The sequence below is a fragment of the Bacillus sp. SJ-10 genome (genome assembly GCF_002843505.1).
Lineage (GTDB): Bacteria > Bacillota > Bacilli > Bacillales > Bacillaceae > Bacillus > Bacillus velezensis.
Window position 1 is genome coordinate 984,155 of record NZ_CP025258.1, and the last position, 17,486, is coordinate 1,001,640.

At 45.0% G+C, this 17,486-nt stretch carries 16 protein-coding genes; 15 read left to right on the plus strand and 1 reads right to left on the minus strand.

Annotated elements, in window-relative coordinates:
• Position 1 precedes the first annotated feature (1 nt).
• From rfbD to CXL14_RS05065, 11 genes are all read left to right on the plus strand, one after another.
• Positions 2-850 carry a dTDP-4-dehydrorhamnose reductase gene (rfbD, locus tag CXL14_RS05015; RefSeq protein WP_015418465.1) on the plus strand — a complete coding sequence of 283 codons (849 nt, stop codon included), beginning with the start codon at positions 2-4 and terminating at the stop codon, positions 848-850.
• A complete protein-coding gene (locus CXL14_RS05020) occupies positions 847-1,302 on the plus strand; it encodes a dTDP-4-dehydrorhamnose 3,5-epimerase family protein (protein WP_003150986.1) in 456 nt (151 codons plus the stop codon). Before rfbD ends, CXL14_RS05020 begins: the two co-directional genes overlap by 4 nt.
• A gap of 358 nt (positions 1,303-1,660) precedes the next feature.
• Entirely contained in the window at positions 1,661-2,587 is a 927-nt protein-coding gene (locus tag CXL14_RS05025) for an ABC transporter ATP-binding protein (RefSeq protein ID WP_025649399.1), read from the plus strand.
• A 65-nt stretch (positions 2,588-2,652) separates the two neighbouring features.
• Positions 2,653-3,357, plus strand: coding sequence for an ABC transporter permease (locus CXL14_RS05030; RefSeq protein WP_014419160.1), 705 nt, complete (start codon positions 2,653-2,655; stop codon positions 3,355-3,357).
• A gap of 20 nt (positions 3,358-3,377) precedes the next feature.
• Positions 3,378-4,244, plus strand: coding sequence for a DUF4097 family beta strand repeat-containing protein (locus CXL14_RS05035; RefSeq protein ID WP_014419159.1), 867 nt, complete (start codon positions 3,378-3,380; stop codon positions 4,242-4,244).
• 191 nt (positions 4,245-4,435) lie between these two features.
• Positions 4,436-5,134 (plus strand): response regulator transcription factor, encoded by a 699-nt coding sequence (locus CXL14_RS05040; RefSeq protein WP_014419158.1) that lies wholly within the window; start codon positions 4,436-4,438, stop codon positions 5,132-5,134.
• A 1-nt stretch (position 5,135) separates the two neighbouring features.
• Positions 5,136-6,071, plus strand: coding sequence for a sensor histidine kinase (locus CXL14_RS05045; protein WP_014419157.1), 936 nt, complete (start codon positions 5,136-5,138; stop codon positions 6,069-6,071).
• Positions 6,072-6,302: 231 nt separating this feature from the next.
• Positions 6,303-7,589, plus strand: coding sequence for a Glu/Leu/Phe/Val family dehydrogenase (locus tag CXL14_RS05050; protein WP_014419156.1), 1,287 nt, complete (start codon positions 6,303-6,305; stop codon positions 7,587-7,589).
• Between the two features lie 207 nt (positions 7,590-7,796).
• Positions 7,797-9,344: an L-glutamate gamma-semialdehyde dehydrogenase gene (gene pruA, locus CXL14_RS05055; RefSeq protein WP_014419155.1), complete on the plus strand. Its 1,548-nt coding sequence runs from the start codon at positions 7,797-7,799 to the stop codon at positions 9,342-9,344.
• A 71-nt stretch (positions 9,345-9,415) separates the two neighbouring features.
• Positions 9,416-11,098 carry a M20 family metallopeptidase gene (locus tag CXL14_RS05060; RefSeq protein ID WP_014419154.1) on the plus strand — a complete coding sequence of 561 codons (1,683 nt, stop codon included), beginning with the start codon at positions 9,416-9,418 and terminating at the stop codon, positions 11,096-11,098.
• A gap of 24 nt (positions 11,099-11,122) precedes the next feature.
• A complete protein-coding gene (locus CXL14_RS05065; RefSeq protein ID WP_012118711.1) occupies positions 11,123-12,541 on the plus strand; it encodes an amino acid permease in 1,419 nt (472 codons plus the stop codon).
• Positions 12,542-12,573: 32 nt separating this feature from the next.
• Here the strand turns inward: CXL14_RS05065 and CXL14_RS05070 are convergent, their stop codons facing one another.
• Positions 12,574-13,776: a multidrug effflux MFS transporter gene (locus tag CXL14_RS05070; RefSeq protein WP_014419153.1), complete on the minus strand. Its 1,203-nt coding sequence runs from the start codon at positions 13,774-13,776 to the stop codon at positions 12,574-12,576.
• Between the two features lie 222 nt (positions 13,777-13,998).
• Between CXL14_RS05070 and CXL14_RS05075 the strand changes: the two genes are divergently transcribed.
• From CXL14_RS05075 to bacC, 4 genes are all read left to right on the plus strand, one after another.
• A complete protein-coding gene (locus CXL14_RS05075; RefSeq protein ID WP_014419152.1) occupies positions 13,999-15,237 on the plus strand; it encodes an MFS transporter in 1,239 nt (412 codons plus the stop codon).
• Positions 15,238-15,398: 161 nt separating this feature from the next.
• Positions 15,399-16,013: a bacilysin biosynthesis protein BacA gene (locus CXL14_RS05080; protein ID WP_014721966.1), complete on the plus strand. Its 615-nt coding sequence runs from the start codon at positions 15,399-15,401 to the stop codon at positions 16,011-16,013.
• A complete protein-coding gene (locus tag CXL14_RS05085; protein ID WP_003151000.1) occupies positions 16,003-16,713 on the plus strand; it encodes a 3-((4R)-4-hydroxycyclohexa-1,5-dien-1-yl)-2-oxopropanoate isomerase in 711 nt (236 codons plus the stop codon). Before CXL14_RS05080 ends, CXL14_RS05085 begins: the two co-directional genes overlap by 11 nt.
• Entirely contained in the window at positions 16,710-17,471 is a 762-nt protein-coding gene (gene bacC, locus CXL14_RS05090; protein WP_014419150.1) for a dihydroanticapsin 7-dehydrogenase, read from the plus strand. Before CXL14_RS05085 ends, bacC begins: the two co-directional genes overlap by 4 nt.
• The last annotated feature ends 15 nt before the right edge of the window (positions 17,472-17,486 follow it).

The window sequence follows — 17,486 nt, forward strand, 5'->3', positions numbered from 1 at the left end:
ATTGACGAAGGTATTAGTAACCGGAGCGGCCGGCCAGCTGGGGCGGGAGTTATGCCGCCAGCTGAAGCGGGAAGGGTATGAAGTGATCGCCTTGACAAAAGCGATGATGAACATATCCGACCAGCGTTCGGTGCGGCACTCGTTCAGCCATTACAAGCCGGATATCGTCGTCAATACGGCGGCATACACCTCCGTTGACAAATGTGAAACGGAGCTCGACAAAGCGTATTTAATAAACGGAATCGGCGCTTATTATGCCGCGCTTGAGGCTGAAAACACCGGCGCGAAATTCATTCACATCAGCACCGATTACGTCTTCAGCGGCAAAGGAACACGGCCATACCAGACCGACGATCCCGCAGATCCGGGCACGATTTACGGAAAAAGCAAAAAACTCGGCGAAGAACTGATCCGGTTAACGGGAAAAAACCACACCATTATCAGAACATCGTGGGTGTACGGCAGCGGCGGGCACAACTTTGTCAATACGATGCTGAAACTTGCGGATACACATGATCAGGTGCGTGTCGTTAACGATCAAGTCGGCGCACCGACGTACACAAAGGATTTAGCCGAAACGGTGATCGGTCTGTTTGACAGGCCGCCGGGCTTATATCACGCCGCAAACAGCGGAGTGTGCAGCTGGTATGAATTTGCCAAGGCTATTTTTGAAGAAAGCGGCAGAACCGCCGCCGTGCTGCCCGTCACGACGGAGGAATACGGAAATGAGACGCCGCGCCCCGCTTATTCGGTGTTGAGTCTTGAGTCGATTGAACGGCAGGGGCTCGGCATGAGGCATTGGCGGGAAGCGCTGCATGATTATTTACAAAGGGAGGGACAGTGCAAGTGATCGAAGGCGTAAAAATCAAAAAGCTGATCAAACACAGCGATGACCGGGGTTTTTTCTCAGAACTCGTCCGTGACGATGAACATCTCTTAGAGCGTTTCGGGCAGGCTTCCTGGTCCAAAAGCTATCCCGGCGTCATTAAAGCATTTCACTATCATGAGAAACAGGATGACCTGTGGTTTTTTCCGACGGGTCACGCCCAGGTCGTGCTCCATGACCTTCGCGAAGAGTCGGCAACCAAGGGAGAAACGGATGTCTACTACATGGGAGAAGACAATCCGATGCTCCTTCTCATTCCCAAAGGCGTCGCACACGGGTACAGAGTGCTGGGCGAAACCCCGCTGACCATTATTTATTTCACGACGATGTCCTACAATCCGGATCAGCCTGACGAAAAAAGAATTCCGTGGAATGATGACACCATCGGATTTGACTGGCAGACGGCTCACCGGTAGCGCACAAGACGAAGACAGCGGATGTCTTCGTTTTTTTGTGCTGATGTTAGCATTTGCTGTGAATGGAGCTAGTGAATAAGATACGACCGTCGACTATCATGATTGCTGGCCTGAAGGACAATTTCATCAAAAATGTCTTGGAAGATGTCGGTTAATCCTTAATGGAACCAAAAATTAAAAGATTCTTATTTTCTTCTCCTATGAAGAACATACATCCTAAAAAACAATAAATGATTTATAGAATGGGGATAGGATTAGGATTTAATTAGAAAAATCTTAAGAAAAAAGTAATATTTGCTTAAGGGAAAAGAGAACTTTCCTTTATATAGTAGGAGTATATATGGAAAGGGGAAAGCGAATGACATACATCTTAAAAACGAGTCAGCTTACAAAAACATTTAAAGGAAAAGAAGTTGTTTCCGGGGTTAATATGCACGTGAAAAAAGGGGAGATTTATGGATTCTTGGGTCCCAATGGTGCAGGTAAAACAACCATTATGAAAATGATTACCAATTTAATCAAGCCAACAAGTGGGGAAATAGAAATTTTCGGTGAGAAATTAACAGATACGTCATTTGAAGTTTTAAAACGAATGGGCACCATTATTGAATATCCCATTTTCTATGACAACCTCACTGCTAAAGAAAATTTAGATTTCCATTGTGAATATATGGGCTATTACGATAAAAAATCCATTGACCACGCTATCGAGCTTGTAAAGTTACATAATATTGATAATAAAAAAGTGAAAGAGTTTTCTTTAGGAATGAAACAAAGGTTAGGAATAGCCAGAGCTATTTCTACAAGACCAGAACTTCTCATTTTAGACGAGCCGATTAACGGTCTGGATCCAATAGGTATAAAAGAGTTGAGGGATCTCTTTAAGTTACTTTGCAGAGAATATGGAATTACATTATTAGTCTCCAGTCACATTTTAGCCGAAATGGAACAAATGTCAGATACTGTTGGTATCATACAGAATGGCAAGTTAATAAAAGAAGTTTCTATGAAGAGTATAAACGGAAAACAAACAGAGTATGTAGAGGTAAAAGTCCAAAATATAAAAAAAGCGTTATATATTTTAGAGCAAAATCTGGGGATAAGAAATTTTAAAATGATTGACCAGCAATTAATTCGTATCTATGAAACAGCAGTTACACAACAAGAAATCTCTAAAGCACTTATTCTGAATGACATTGGTATAGAAAGTATAAATAAAAAACACAGTTCTTTAGAAGAATACTTCTTAAATTCTATGAATGGGGAGGGAATACACACTAGATAGATTGCCTGTCTGTGTTATGCACCTATTTGCATTGTCTTAAATTCTTCTGCCGGAGGCTAATTGAAATGTTAAAACTTATGAAATTAGAGTACAAAAAACATCACTTATCACAGTATTTTAAATGGGTGGCACTTTGGATATTCATCATCTTTGCCTTAGTGGCTCTTATGGGATGGGAATCTAAAAATGAAAATGAACTTATGTTTCGTGATTATGCAGATTTTATATCTCTAACTAATATTTTAATTAGAATTGTGTTTATTTGTTTTTCTGCTGTGATTTTATCCCGTTTAGTTATTGATGAATATAAAAATAAAACAATACAATTGCTGTTTACTTATCCTTTACAAAGAAAAAAATTAATGCAAGCTAAACTATCTATTGTCTTCCTATTCTGCTTTGTAAGTATTGTTATTGCTACGTTTGTTATTAACTTGTTAATTCTCTTCGTGAGTCCGCACTTATATTTATTCGAGAAGCCTGTTGAAATGAGTGAAGTTATTTCCGCTATGCCATCGTCTCTTCTCACCGCTTTTATGATGGGAGGAGTGAGTCTGATTCCTTTATTTTTCGGCATGAGAAAAAAATCAACTTCTGCTACAATCACTTGGGCTGTCATAATCGGGGTCTTTATCAATGCAACAGTTTCCGACGGAGAAGAAACAGTCAGTTTAAGTCAATTTATTATCATTCCAATTATACTTTGTTTATTTGGTTTTTTAGTCGGTTATCTTTCTTACCGTAAGGTGGATCAGAAAGATTTATTGTAGATAAAAGGAGAAATTATACAATGAAGAAGATTATAGCATCATGTGCAGTGTTAATCGTAATCGGCGGAATTGTTTTAATCCTTGATAAGACAGATACAAAAAACTTTAAAAAGAACGTGTCCTACAATGTTGAAAAAATTGATACTTTAAAAGTATATACTGACTCATGGGATGTGAAGTTTAAAAAGAGTAATTCAAATAAGGCAACAATATCTGCTGAGGGGAAACAGAAAGATAAGGCTCCAGTTACATTTCAAGAAAATGGGAGAGATTTGGTCGTTAGTCAAAAAGAACAAAAGAATGGCGGCTTTTTGGATGGATTTACTTTTGGGAAGCAGGGCGGCACAATCTATATTAATGTTCCCAATTCAGGTATGAACAATATTGAAATAACCAATAAAGATGGGAATATACAATTAAGTGAAATTTCAGCTGAACATATTGTCGTTGATAATCATTCCGGTGATGAAAAAATCAATAATGTTTCGGCTCATACTGGAAAGTTTTCATCCAAGGATGGGGCGATAAGCGTTGAAAATAGTTCTTTTGAGAAATTAAATATAACATCTGCAAGCGGCGATAACGAGATGAAGGAAATACATAGTTCCAATGTAAAGGTTACTTCTAAAGATGGAGCGGTTTCAATCAAGGACATAACAGAAGGAACATCTTTATCAGTAAATACGAAATCAGGAGATATAGGTGTATCTTATAAAAAAGCGCCAACTTCACTTGCTGTTTTTGCTCAGAGTAATTCTGATGTAACGTTTGATCTAGATGGGCTTAATAAGAGCCATGATGGCGTAAAACTGAAAAAAGGTGAAATTGGCGCGGGAAGTAATAAAGTGAGTCTATCTAGTGAAGATGGTTCGATAAAGGTGAGATAAAAAGAGAAAAACACAAGACAACAATTCCCGCTATTGAAGAATGGTTGTCTTATTTGTTTGTATTTAAAATGTTTTGGAATATTTATCTCCTTTTGTATAAAAAATAATTATAATGAGATTAATTATCTGTATAATGATTGAAATAAACAGTGAATTAGGAATATCAGTTTTATATTTAAGGAGCGGAAAGCTTGGGTTACAAAATATTAATTGTAGAAGACGACCAATTCATAAGCGATATGGTAAGCGAAAGCTTAACGAAAGAAGGGTTTGAAGTAACAGCAGCTTTTGATGGTGAAGAAGCTTTAGACATATTGAACACCCAAAAGTTTGAGGTTATATTGTTGGATTTAATGCTTCCGAAGATAGATGGGATGGAATGTTTAAGAATGATTCGTTCCAAAAGTATGGTTCCCGTTCTTATCATGTCTGCAAAAGATGAAGATGTAGATAAGGCACTTGGTCTCGGCCTCGGGGCTGATGATTATATTTCTAAACCTTTTTCTATGCTGGAGGTAATAGCCAGAATTAAAGCAACCATTAGAAGAGAAAGACACTATAAGAGCTCCCTGTCTTCAAAGGAAGAAAAAATCATTAAAATAGGTGATTTAAGTGTTGACCTGCATGGCTTTTCTGTTAAAAAATTCAATGAAAAGATTAATCTCACAGCAAAAGAATTTAATATTTTAAAACTCTTTATTTCTAATCCTTCACAAGTATATACTAAGTCTCAACTTTATAAATCCGTATGGGAAGATGAGTATCATGGAGATGAGAATGTAATTAATGTTCATATTAGACGGCTTAGAGAGAAAATTGAGGACGATCCATCTCATCCAATGTACATAAAAACTTTGTGGGGAATCGGTTATAAGTTGGGAGATTTTTAAATTGTTTTATATGTTGGTTATTTTATTCATATGCTCTGCAGCAGTAAATATATTTCTTTTCCGAAGCCGATTAAATCTAAGGACTGAGATTAAATATATAAGAAATAAACTTCGAAAAGTTGTTAATGAAGAGACAGGCGAAAGATTATTGCTTAACACGGAAGATAAATATATAAAATCCTTGTTAATTCAAATAAACCGTCTTTTAGACCATAATCAAAAGATCAAAGGGAACTACAATAGTATTGAACTGTCCATGCGAAAAATGTTATCAAATATTTCACACGATTTAAAGACGCCTTTAACAGTTATACTAGGTTATATTGAAATGATAAATAACGATAAAAGTCTGACTTCGGAAAAGGTTATGAGTTTACTAAAAACAGTTAATTTAAAAACGGTCGAGGTATTAGCGTTAATAAACCGTTTTTTTGAACTTGTAAAATTAGAGTCAGGAGATAAAAAATTAAATTCTTCACGAATTGACATATGTGAAGTCAGCCGAAAAATAATTTTGGATTACTACGAAATTTTAATCAGCAAAGAATTTGAAGTAGTGATTGATATACCCGATGATTCTGTCTTTGTTAGCGGAGATGAAGATGCAATTGAGAGGGTTCTGAATAATTTAATTACGAATGCAATTCAATATGGTTCCGATGGTAAGATGGTGGGTTTAAAGATCAGAATAACTGATAATGATGTTTTTGTAGAAATATCAGATAAAGGAAAAGGAATAAATGAAATGCATAAAGACCGTGTCTTTGAACGAATGTACACATTGGAGGACTCGAGAAATACCAATTATCAGGGAAGCGGATTGGGGCTGACGATTACTAAGAGATTAGTAGAGCAAATGGAAGGAAGTATATCTCTAAATAGTGTCCCCTTCAAAGAAACAACGTTTTCTGTACGTTTAAGACGTATTAAATTTTAATAAATGCAGTAAGGTTTCTTCTGTATACGTCTTCAAATCCCCTTTCTCTTTAATCTGAGAGGCTGACAACAGCCTCTTTTTTTACACACAAAAACCTGGCATGAATCTTGCATATAAAAAGGGGCGTAACGACAATGTGAAAGGGATTGATGGGTTTTGGTGTAAAAGCGCTTACATTTTGTTCTGCCGGTAATTGAAGCTTACACGTAAAATACGATGAGGTGATAAAACATGTCAGCCAACCCGCTTTCTAAAAGCAATCAGAAAGATGAAGAAAAAGAAGTTCTTAATTTGTTCTTGTCCACACAATCGATCATAAAAGAGGCCCTGCGCAAACTGGGCTATCCTGACAATATGTATGAACTGATGAAAGAGCCGATGCGGCTTTTGACCGTACGCATTCCCGTCAAAATGGACAATGGCTCAGTACAGGTTTTCACGGGCTACCGCTCACAGCATAATGACGCAGTCGGCCCGACAAAAGGAGGCGTGCGGTTTCATCCGGAAGTCAGTGAAGAAGAGGTTAAGGCGCTTTCGGTCTGGATGACTTTAAAATGCGGCATCACAAATCTTCCTTACGGGGGCGGAAAAGGCGGCATCATCTGTGATCCGCGGACGATGTCATTCGGAGAGCTGGAACGGCTGAGCCGCGGATATGTGCGCGCGATCAGCCAGATCGTCGGTCCGACAAAGGATATTCCGGCTCCCGACGTATATACCAACTCGCAGATTATGGCATGGATGATGGACGAATACAGCCGCCTGAGAGAATTTGATTCACCGGGATTCATTACGGGCAAACCGATCGTTCTCGGCGGTTCACAGGGGCGGGAGACGGCGACCGCGCAAGGCGTCACGATTTGTATTGAGGAAGCCGTTAAGAAAAAAGGGATTCCATTGGAAAATGCGCGGATCATCATTCAGGGGTTCGGAAATGCGGGGAGCTTTCTCGCTAAATTTATGCATGACGCCGGCGCCAAGGTGATCGGCATCTCAGACGCCCACGGCGCTTTGTATGACCCTGACGGCCTTGACATTGATTACCTGCTGGATAAGCGGGACAGCTTCGGCACGGTGACGAATCTCTTCTCGGATGTCATAACGAACCGGGAGCTGCTGGAAAAGGACTGTGATATTCTCGTGCCTGCCGCAATCTCCAATCAGATTACGGCTGAAAACGCCCATCACATTAAAGCCTCAATCATTGTGGAGGCGGCGAACGGGCCGACAACGATAGACGCCACGAAAATCCTGAATGAAAGAGGCGTGCTTCTCGTGCCGGATATTTTGGCAAGCGCCGGCGGCGTGACGGTGTCTTATTTTGAATGGGTGCAAAATAATCAAGGCTTTTACTGGTCTGAGGAGGAAGTCGCCGGAAAACTGCGCAGCGTCATGGTGAATTCGTTTGAATCCATTTATCAGACAGCGCATACCCACAAAGTCGATATGCGTTTGGCCGCCTATATGACGGGCATCAGAAAGTCGGCTGAAGCGGCCCGGTTCCGCGGCTGGGTATAAGTGTTACCCGCAAAGAGATTTTGCGTCAGTTATATAGCAGATCGCAAAATTTCTTTGCGTTTTCAGATTGCAGCTGACAGATTCGGACAAGCTTCGTCCGCTTTCGGCAAAGATTTTCTTATTTTTATCACAAATTGCTATGCTGGTATGCTTCTTGCATCTTCATAAAGCGTGAGCACACATTACAAAATACGGGGAGGAATTCTAATGACAGTTTCATACGCACACGAACCATTTACAAATTTTCAGGAAGAGACAAATAAACAATCGTTTCAGGAAGCGCTGGCTTATGTGAATTCACAGCTCGGCAAGCATTATCCGCTTATCATCAACGGTGAAGCGATTGAAACGGATAAAAAGATCATTTCCGTCAATCCGGCAGATAAAAAAGAAGTGATCGGTTCTGTATCGGCAGCCGGAAAAGAACTTGCGGAAAAGGCCATGCTGGCTGCGCTGCAGGCATTTCAAACATGGAAAAAAGTACGGCCGGAACACCGCGCGAATGTGCTGTTTAAAGCGGCGGCGATCATCCGCAGAAGAAAGCACGAATTCTCCGCGTATCTAGTGAAAGAAGCGGGAAAACCGTGGAAGGAAGCGGATGCTGATACGGCGGAAGCGATCGACTTTTTAGAGTACTATGCCCGTCAGATGCTGAAACTGAAAGACGGTTCCCCTGTAAAGAGCCGTGACGGAGAATTTAATCAGTATCACTATGAGCCGCTTGGGGTGGGAATCGTCATTTCTCCATTCAACTTCCCGCTTGCGATCATGGCGGGAACGGCGGCGGCAGCCATCGTAACAGGCAACACGATACTGCTGAAACCGGCGGATGCGGCGCCTGTCGTGGCGGCGAAATTTGTTGAAGTGATGAAAGAAGCGGGCCTGCCGGACGGCGTGCTCCAATTCATACCGGGCGACGGAGGAGAAATCGGCGACTATCTGGTTGAGCATCCGAAGACGAGATTTGTGTCGTTTACAGGTTCCCGCGCGGTCGGATGCCGCATCTATGAACGCGCCGCAAAAGTACAGCCGGGCCAAAAGTGGCTGAAACGGGTCATTGCCGAAATGGGAGGGAAAGATACGGTGCTTGTAGACAGAGATGCTGATCTTGATCTTGCCGCTTCCTCAATCGTGTATTCCGCCTTCGGATTCTCAGGCCAAAAATGTTCAGCCGGTTCGCGTGCGGTCATTCATCAGGACGTCTATGATGAAGTTGTTGAAAAAGCCGTCGCTTTAACAAAATCACTCACCGTCGGAAGTCCGGAAGATTTTGATACATACATGGGGCCAGTCATCCACGAAGCATCTTATAATAAAGTCATGAGGTATATCGAAATCGGCAAATCAGAAGGAAAACTCCTGACGGGAGGCGAAGGTGATGATTCAAAAGGATACTTTATTCAGCCGACCATTTTTGCGGATGTTGATGAAAACGCCCGCCTGATGCAGGAGGAAATTTTCGGGCCGGTCGTCGCGATCTCAAAAGCCCGTGATTTCGACCATATGCTTGAGATTGCCAATAATACCGATTACGGACTGACGGGCGCTCTGTTATCAAAAACCCGCGCGCACATTGAACGCGCCCGCGAAGATTTTCACGTCGGGAATCTATACTTCAACCGCGGCTGTACAGGAGCGATTGTCGGATACCAGCCGTTCGGCGGCTTCAATATGTCAGGAACCGATTCAAAAGCCGGAGGACCTGACTATCTGATTCTTCATATGCAGGCAAAAACAACGTCTGAAGCCTATTAATCTTTCGGAAATAGCGCGATGAAAAAGAGAGTCGCGCTATTTTCTCTATATGAGGGTAAGGAGGATGGAACATGTATCAGCAGCTCAGCAAAATGCTTCCGGAGGAGAAAATAGAAGCCATTACGAAATCACTGGTGGCGTTAAACAGCATCAACGGCACATTGGGAGAAGGAAAAAAAGCCGACTATATCAAAGATATGATCAAGAGCTTTCCCTACTTTCAGGAGAACCCGTCACATGTGTGGGAGCAGGCGATTCCAGAGGACCCTTACGGCCGCAAAAATATTTTCGCATTTATTGAGGGAAACGGCGACAGCCTGAATACGGTCATTTATCACGCTCATCTTGATACGGTCGGCATCGAGGATTTCGGCCCTTTAAAAGATATCGCTTTTGATTCCGACCGTCTCGCGGAGTATTTCTCAAACTATGAATTTGATCGTGATGTGCAGCGGGACGCCCGCTCAGGCGAGTGGATGTTCGGAAGGGGTTCGGTTGATATGCAGAGCGGTATTGCCGTTCATCTCGCCAATCTGCTTCACTTTTCTGAGCGGCGCGATCAGCTGCCGGGCCATATTCTGTTCATGGCAAACCCGGATGAAGAAAGCCAGCATTCCGGCATTTTAACCAGCATTTCTGAATTAAAACGGCTGAAACAAGAAAAGCAGCTTCGTTATTTAGCAGCGATTAATAACGACTTCATCACGCCGCTGTATGAGGGTGACACGACAAGGTACATCTACACGGGCGCGGCAGGGAAGCTTTTGCCTTGCTTTGCGATTTACGGGCGGGAGGTGCATGTCGGAGATACGCTGTCCGGCATCGACCCGAATTTGATCGCGTCAGAAATCACCAGAAGAATTCACAACAATATTCATATGGCGGAAAACATTGAGGGAGAGCTTGTGCTTCCGCCGACCTGCCTCTACCTGCGTGACAACAAGGAAGCGTATAACGTGCAAACCGCCGTCAGCAGCTATGTCTATTTTAATTATTTTATTTACGAGAAAACCGCCAAAGAAGTCATGGATCAGCTGACTGCGGTGGCTGACGAAGCCTGCAAAGAGACAGAACGAAAATTATCTGATTATTACGATGAATACTGTGAGAGAACGAGCCTGCCGAAAAAAGAGATGTCATGGAACGTTCAAGTGTACAGTCTGGAAGATTATCTGAAAAGGCTGAGAAGCCGCGGGATAGACCCGGCGCAGTGTATCGAGCAGGCATTTAAAACATATGAACATCTTGAACTGCGGATGAGATGCTTTAAAGCCGTCGAGGAACTGCAAAAACTCGATCCTGAGCAGGGAGCCAAGGTCATTATTTTCTATGCGCCGCCTTACCTTCCGCACAATTATCTGAAGGAAGAAAGCACACGGGACCGGCTTTTGCAGCATGTCATTCAAGAAGCCGTCGATAAAACAGCTGCATCAACCGGAGAAACATTCGTCTTTAAAAAGTTTTTCCCTTATTTAGCGGACGGAAGCTTTTTATCGCTGCATGAAACAGACGAGGAGGTCTCCGCCTTTACAGATAATTTTCCGGGATGGGATGTCATCGGGACGATTCCTTTTAAAGAAATCAGGGAATTGAATATTCCGTCGGTCAATATAGGGGTATACGGAAAGGACGGCCATAAATGGACGGAACGCGTGTACAAGCCGTACACATTCCATGTGCTGCCGGAGCTCATTCAGCAGACGACAATGCACCTTTTGCACAGCTACCGACTAGACATACGCACAAATGGCTGACATAACGGAATAAGGGGGATGTATATGCAGGGAGATACCAATCAAACTGAATTGCAGCGCACGATGAAGGGCCGGCATTTGTTTATGATCGCCCTCGGCGGCGTGATCGGGACGGGGCTTTTTCTGGGCTCCGGTTTTACGATCAGTGAAGCGGGACCGATCGGCGCGATATTGGCTTATGTGATCGGCGGATTTTTAATGTATCTGGTGATGCTTTGTTTGGGGGAGCTCGCGGTCGCCATGCCGGTTGCAGGATCATTTCAGGCGTATGCCGCAAAGTTTCTCGGGCCGTCGACGGGTTTTACGATCGGATGGATGTACGCATTCAGCTGGGCCAATACAGTGGGGCTTGAACTGACGTCGGCGGGGATTTTAATGCAGCGGTGGTTTCCGGCCGTTCCGATTTGGGTGTGGTGCCTGGTATTCGGCGTCGTCATTTTTTCCATTAACGCGCTGTCTGCGCGGAGTTTTGCGGAAATGGAATTTTGGTTTTCCAGCATTAAGGTCATGGCCATTGTATTGTTTATTATTCTCGGCTGCGCTGCGGTATTCGGCTTTGTCGGTTTTAACGGCGGGCAGACGGCTCCGTATCTGTCAAACTTTACGACGGACAAAGGGCTTTTCCCGAACGGCGCCCAAGCCGTGCTGTTTACCCTTGTCATGGTGAATTTTTCATTCCAGGGCACCGAACTGGTCGGAATCGCCTCGGGAGAAAGCGAAAATCCGGAAAAGACGCTTCCCCGCTCGATCCGAAACGTCATATGGCGGACGCTGTTTTTCTTCGTGCTGGCGATGTTTGTTCTCGTGTCCATTTTGCCGTACCAAACGGCAGGTGTCATCGAAAGCCCGTTTGTGGCTGTGCTGGATAAAATCGGCGTTCCCTATGCGGCTGATATCATGAACTTTGTCATTCTGACCGCCATGCTGTCGGTGGCGAATTCCGGGCTGTACGCTTCGTCCAGAATGATGTGGTCCCTGTCAAAAACTAAGATGGGCCCCGCTTCCTTAACGAAACTGACGAAAAAAGGCGTGCCTCTGAAAGCTCTTTCCATCACCATCGCTATCTCCGGTTTATCCCTGCTGACAAGTGTATTCGCGGCTGAAACGGTGTATGTGTGGCTCATTTCCATCTCCGGTATGATTACCGTCGTCGCGTGGATGTCAATCTGCGCTTCACAATTCGTTTTCCGGAGACGCTTTCTCGCTGAAGGAGGAAATCTGAAAGACCTGGCGTTTAAAACGCCTCTTTATCCGATCGTGCCGATTCTCGGATTTTCGGTTTACGGTCTTATCTTAATCAGTCTCATTTTTATCCCCGACCAGCGTATCGGTCTGTACTGCGGCGTCCCGCTGATGATCATCTGTTACGCGTATTATCACTTCGGTATCAAAAAACGCCTGAAGCGTGAGCCGGCTTCTTCGGAAAAAGGCGCTGCCGGATAAGAAAAAAAGCCCTCCGCTTAAAGCGGCGGGCTTTACTTTGTTTTCCGTTTTGCCGACAGCACATAGGATAGAACGGCACAGAACTCAAAACCGAAAATGCTGACGGCCATCGGCCAGGCATTTTCTTCTCCGGCAATACCGACAAGGGGAGCGGCAGCCGCACCGCCGATAAAGGGCAGGAGTCCGAGAAGAGCCGCAGCGCTTCCCGCGCCTTTCTCCTGTTTCTGCATAGCCAGAGAAAACCCCGTCGTCGTGACGATCCCGACAGAAGAAACAATGATGAATAAAGAAATGCAGACCGCCGTCAGGCCTAAACCAAACGCAAGTGATAAAAGCAAAGCGATGCTTCCGATGACGGCGATCAACAGCCCGGAGACAAACAGCTTCCGTTCATCATGTGTTTTGGCCATCCGTCCGGTGATTTGGGTGGCGCATATGATTCCCGCACCGTTTACGGCGAACAGCAGGCTGAACATTTGCGCTGATACGCCGTAGATGTTTTGCAGTACAAACGGTGACCCGGCAATATATGCGAACATGCCGGTCATCACAAATGCCTGGCTGAGCGCAAATCCCATAAACATCCGGTCGCCAAGCAGGCCGCGAAACGTCATCAGCGTCTCCCGGAGTCCGCCGCTTGTCCGCTTTTCCGGCGGAAGTGATTCAGGCAACGCCGTAAGCACGGCGGCAGAAATGATACAGCCGATCACCGCCAGCACGATAAATACGATTTTCCAGCCGGCGAACTGAAGGATAAATCCCCCTGTAATCGGCGCTAAAATCGGCGCCGCCCCATTGACGAGCATCAGTAATGAGAAAAAAGCCGTCAATTCTTTTCCGGAATACATATCGCGTGCGGAAGCCCGTGCGATGACGATTCCGGCCGCCCCGGTGAATCCTTGAATAAACCTCATGACAATTAAAAACGAAACAGAAGGGCTGAAGGCGCATAATAAAGAAGACAGCGTATAAAGCAGCAATGACAGAATCAGCGGCTTCCGGCGCCCGATCATATCACTGAGCGGCCCGACAACGATCTGCCCGACCGCCAGCCCCAAAAGACAAAACGTCAGGCTCAGCTGCGCAAGTGACGCTGTCGTATGAAGATCGGCCGCCACTTCAGGCAAAGCGGGCAGATACATATCGAGCGAAAGCGGCCCGAATGAAGCGAGCGTCCCGAGAATCAGTACCATGCCGAGGCCTGCGCGGGCGGCCTTTGAATCAGCGTTATTCATTCCATGACCCCCACCTTAACAAATGATTCTATCACTATAGCATAACCGGACGGCGTATTTTATATTATTTGTTGAATATAAACTAAATATTTTATTTAAAATCTGAATGTAAATAAAAAATCAGAATTGGTTTTCATGTGAAATGTAAAATGAAACATAAGGATGCTAAACTATAAAACAACAAAAGGTAGAAAAGTTTTACGGAAGAGGTGTTCAAAGAGCATGAACAGCAAACAAACCGATCACATCGAAACGAAACGCCGATTTCCGATCTGTCTCGCGCTTGCTTTGACATTAGGCGTATTTGCCGCGGGTTCTGAAGAGCTGGTGATTTCTCCGCTGCTTCCGGATTTAGCGCGGGCTTTCAGCTCGGATGTCAGTGTGCTGGCGCTTTCCATCAGTATTTACGGAGTGATGATTTTTATCGGCGCGCCGCTTCTCGTTCCGCTGGGAGATAAATATTCCCGGGAGCTCAGCCTGATGGCGGGGCTGCTTATATTTACGGCCGGCACGGTGATCTGCGCGCTGGCGCACAATCTCTTTTTCTTCTTTCTGGGCAGGGCGCTTTCCGGGCTTGCGGCGGGTGCGTTTGTGCCGACAGCTTATGCGGTGGTCGGCGACCGTGTGCCTTATGCGTACCGCGGCAAGGTGATGGGTCTGATCGTGTCAAGCTGGTCGCTCGCTTTGATTTTCGGCGTTCCGATCGGCTCTTTTATCGGCGGTGTTTTGAATTGGCGGTGGACGTTTTGGATTTTCGCCCTGATGTCTGTCCTCGTTGCTTCGCTCATTTTCATTGAGGCGCGCCGCAGTACGGCGGATGGGGATAAAACAGAAGAGGAAAACGGACGGCAGGCAGGCACTTTCCGGGATGCGCTGAAGGTGCCCCGTGTCCCTGTATACCTCACGATCACTTTTTGCAACATGATCGGTTTTTACGGCATGTATTCCTTTCTCGGCACCTATCTTCACCGCATGCTCCCGGGGGGAAATACAGCTTCAGGGCTGCTGATCATGGTGTACGGAATCGGTTTTTCCATGAGCGTGTTCACCGGAAAAATCGCAGATAAGGCGGGGAAAATGCGCTCTTTGATCGCGGCATTGGCCGTGATCAGCATATGGCTTTCCTGTCTCGCCTATGCGCCGTCATCAATGCCGTTTTTGGTCATCGGGTTATTCGTCTGGGGATTGATGCAAAGCCTGACGGTGACCTTGCTCAGCACCATTTTAAGTGATTGCTCACAGAGCCGCCGGGGCAAAATCATGGCATTTTACAGCCTGGCGTCCAATTTGGCCGTCACCTTGGGTTCTGCTGTCATGGGTCCGGTCTATGTCGGATACGGATATGCAGCTGTCGGATTTATCTGTGCGGCCGTCACCCTCATCGGCTTTGTCCTCAGCGTTTTCGCATACAGAAGGTATGGGAAATATGAGCATCGGACCGACCAATCATTGTATCGGTAAAATAAAGTTTCTATAATTTTGTAAATGTTAATTTTTAGCACCCTATTTCATAGGGTGTTTTCTAATATATAGGAATAATTATCAATATTTTCAAATAATATTGACAGCTTGAACGTCTATGGATAATATTTACTTAAAATTTAACAGATTGGTTGGTGCTCATGATTATATTGGATAATAGCATTCAAACGAAAAGCAAGGCTTATTCAATATCTAAACTGATTACGATCAACACGCTCGGTCCTGAAGGGACAAGCAGTGAGTACGCAGCAAAAAACTTCATCACCAATTTTACCCTTCTCCAAGGGGTGAACAGTAAATTATCACTGCATGATACATTTGAATCGTGCATTGAAAAAACGCTTCAAAGTCCGTTGGAATACACAATTGTGCCTCACGCGTATGACGGCATTAAGCACTTCTACATGAGACCGGATCTGCAGCTTCTGCAAATTTTCAGGTGCGACACCCCGATGTACGGCCTGGCTGTCCGGCCCGGTTTTGAATATACGGATGACATGCTTGATAAGGCTGTCATCGTATCCCACCCGTCTCCTATCAATTTGATTAAGTATTTTACCCGTAAAGATGTCACGTTTGATCTGGTGAACTCAACGAGCGCAGCCGCGAAAAGAGTGAAGGAAGGTTTGTCCGACATCGCGCTGACAAATGAGCTGGCCAGACAAAAGTACGGCCTTCACTTTGTCAAAACATTTAAAAGCATTCCCATGAGCTGGTCATTATTCGGAAAAGGAGAGATTCATGATGAAAACTGAACAAGATTTGCAGGAACTTTATTTCCCGACGCCTAAATTAATAGAATGGGATAACGGAGTAAGACAATATTCGTCCGTCAGAGGCGATACGGAAGTTCTGCTTTCTTACGTTCCGCCGCATACAAACGTGGAACCGCATCAGCATAAGGAAGTCCAAATCGGCCTTGTCGTTTCCGGCGAGCTGTCCATGACTGTCGGAGATGTCACAAGAAAGATGACCGCGCTGGAATCAGCCTATATCGCGCCTCCTAACGTGCCTCACGGCGCAAGAAATGAGACGGATCAAGAAGTGATCGCCATTGATATTAAACGCCTGAAAGCCGGTGAAACCTACACAAGCCCCGAGGACTATTTTTTGAATATTTTTAAAACGAGAGACTTATTGCCTGGGATGGAAGTCACGTTCTTCGTGGAAGACTGGGTGGAAATCATGCTTGCCAACATTCCGGGCAATGGAGGAGAAATGCCGTTTCATAAACACCGCAATGAACAGATCGGCATCTGCATCGGCGGCGGCTATGATATGACCATTGAAGGCTGCAAAGTGGATATGACATTCGGCACAGCTTATTTCTGCGATCCGAGAGAAGATCACGGCGCCATCAACAGATTTGAAAAAGATTCAAAATCAGTCAATATCTTTTTCCCTCCGCGCTATAACAGAGCAAAAGCGAAAAAATTAGAGGCGAAAGAGTCATGAACCTGACGGATAAAACCGTCCTCATCACAGGGGGCGCATCAGGCATCGGTTATGCCGCGGTTCAGGCGTTTCTGAATCAGCAGGCGAATGTGGTCGTCGCGGATATTGATGAGGCGCAGGGAGAAGCGATGATCAGGAAAGAAAACAATGACAGGCTGCATTTTGTGCAGACGGATATTACAGATGAACCGGCATGTCAAAACGCCATCCGGTCAGCGGTAGACAAGTTCGGCGGATTGGATGTGTTAATCAATAACGCCGGCATCGAAATTGTCGCGCCGATTCATGAGATGGAGCTGAGCGATTGGAACAAGGTGCTCAACGTCAATCTGACGGGCATGTTTCTTATGAGCAAGCACGCGCTCAAGTATATGCTCAAAAGCGGCAAGGGCAATATCATTAACACGTGCTCCGTCGGAGGAGTCGTTGCATGGCCCGACATTCCCGCATATAACGCCTCTAAAGGCGGCGTATTGCAGCTGACGCGTTCGATGGCCGTCGATTACGCCAAACACAACATCCGCGTCAATTGCGTGTGCCCGGGAATCATTGACACACCTTTGAATGAAAAGTCGTTCCTTGAAAACAACGAAGGCACGCTTGAAGAAATCAAAAAAGAAAAAGCGAAAGTCAATCCGCTGCTGAGACTCGGCAAGCCTGAAGAAATAGCGAACGTCATGCTGTTTCTCGCGTCGGATTTATCAAGCTATATGACCGGAAGCGCGATCACCGCAGACGGTGGATACACCGCACAATAGAGAAGGAGTGTTTAC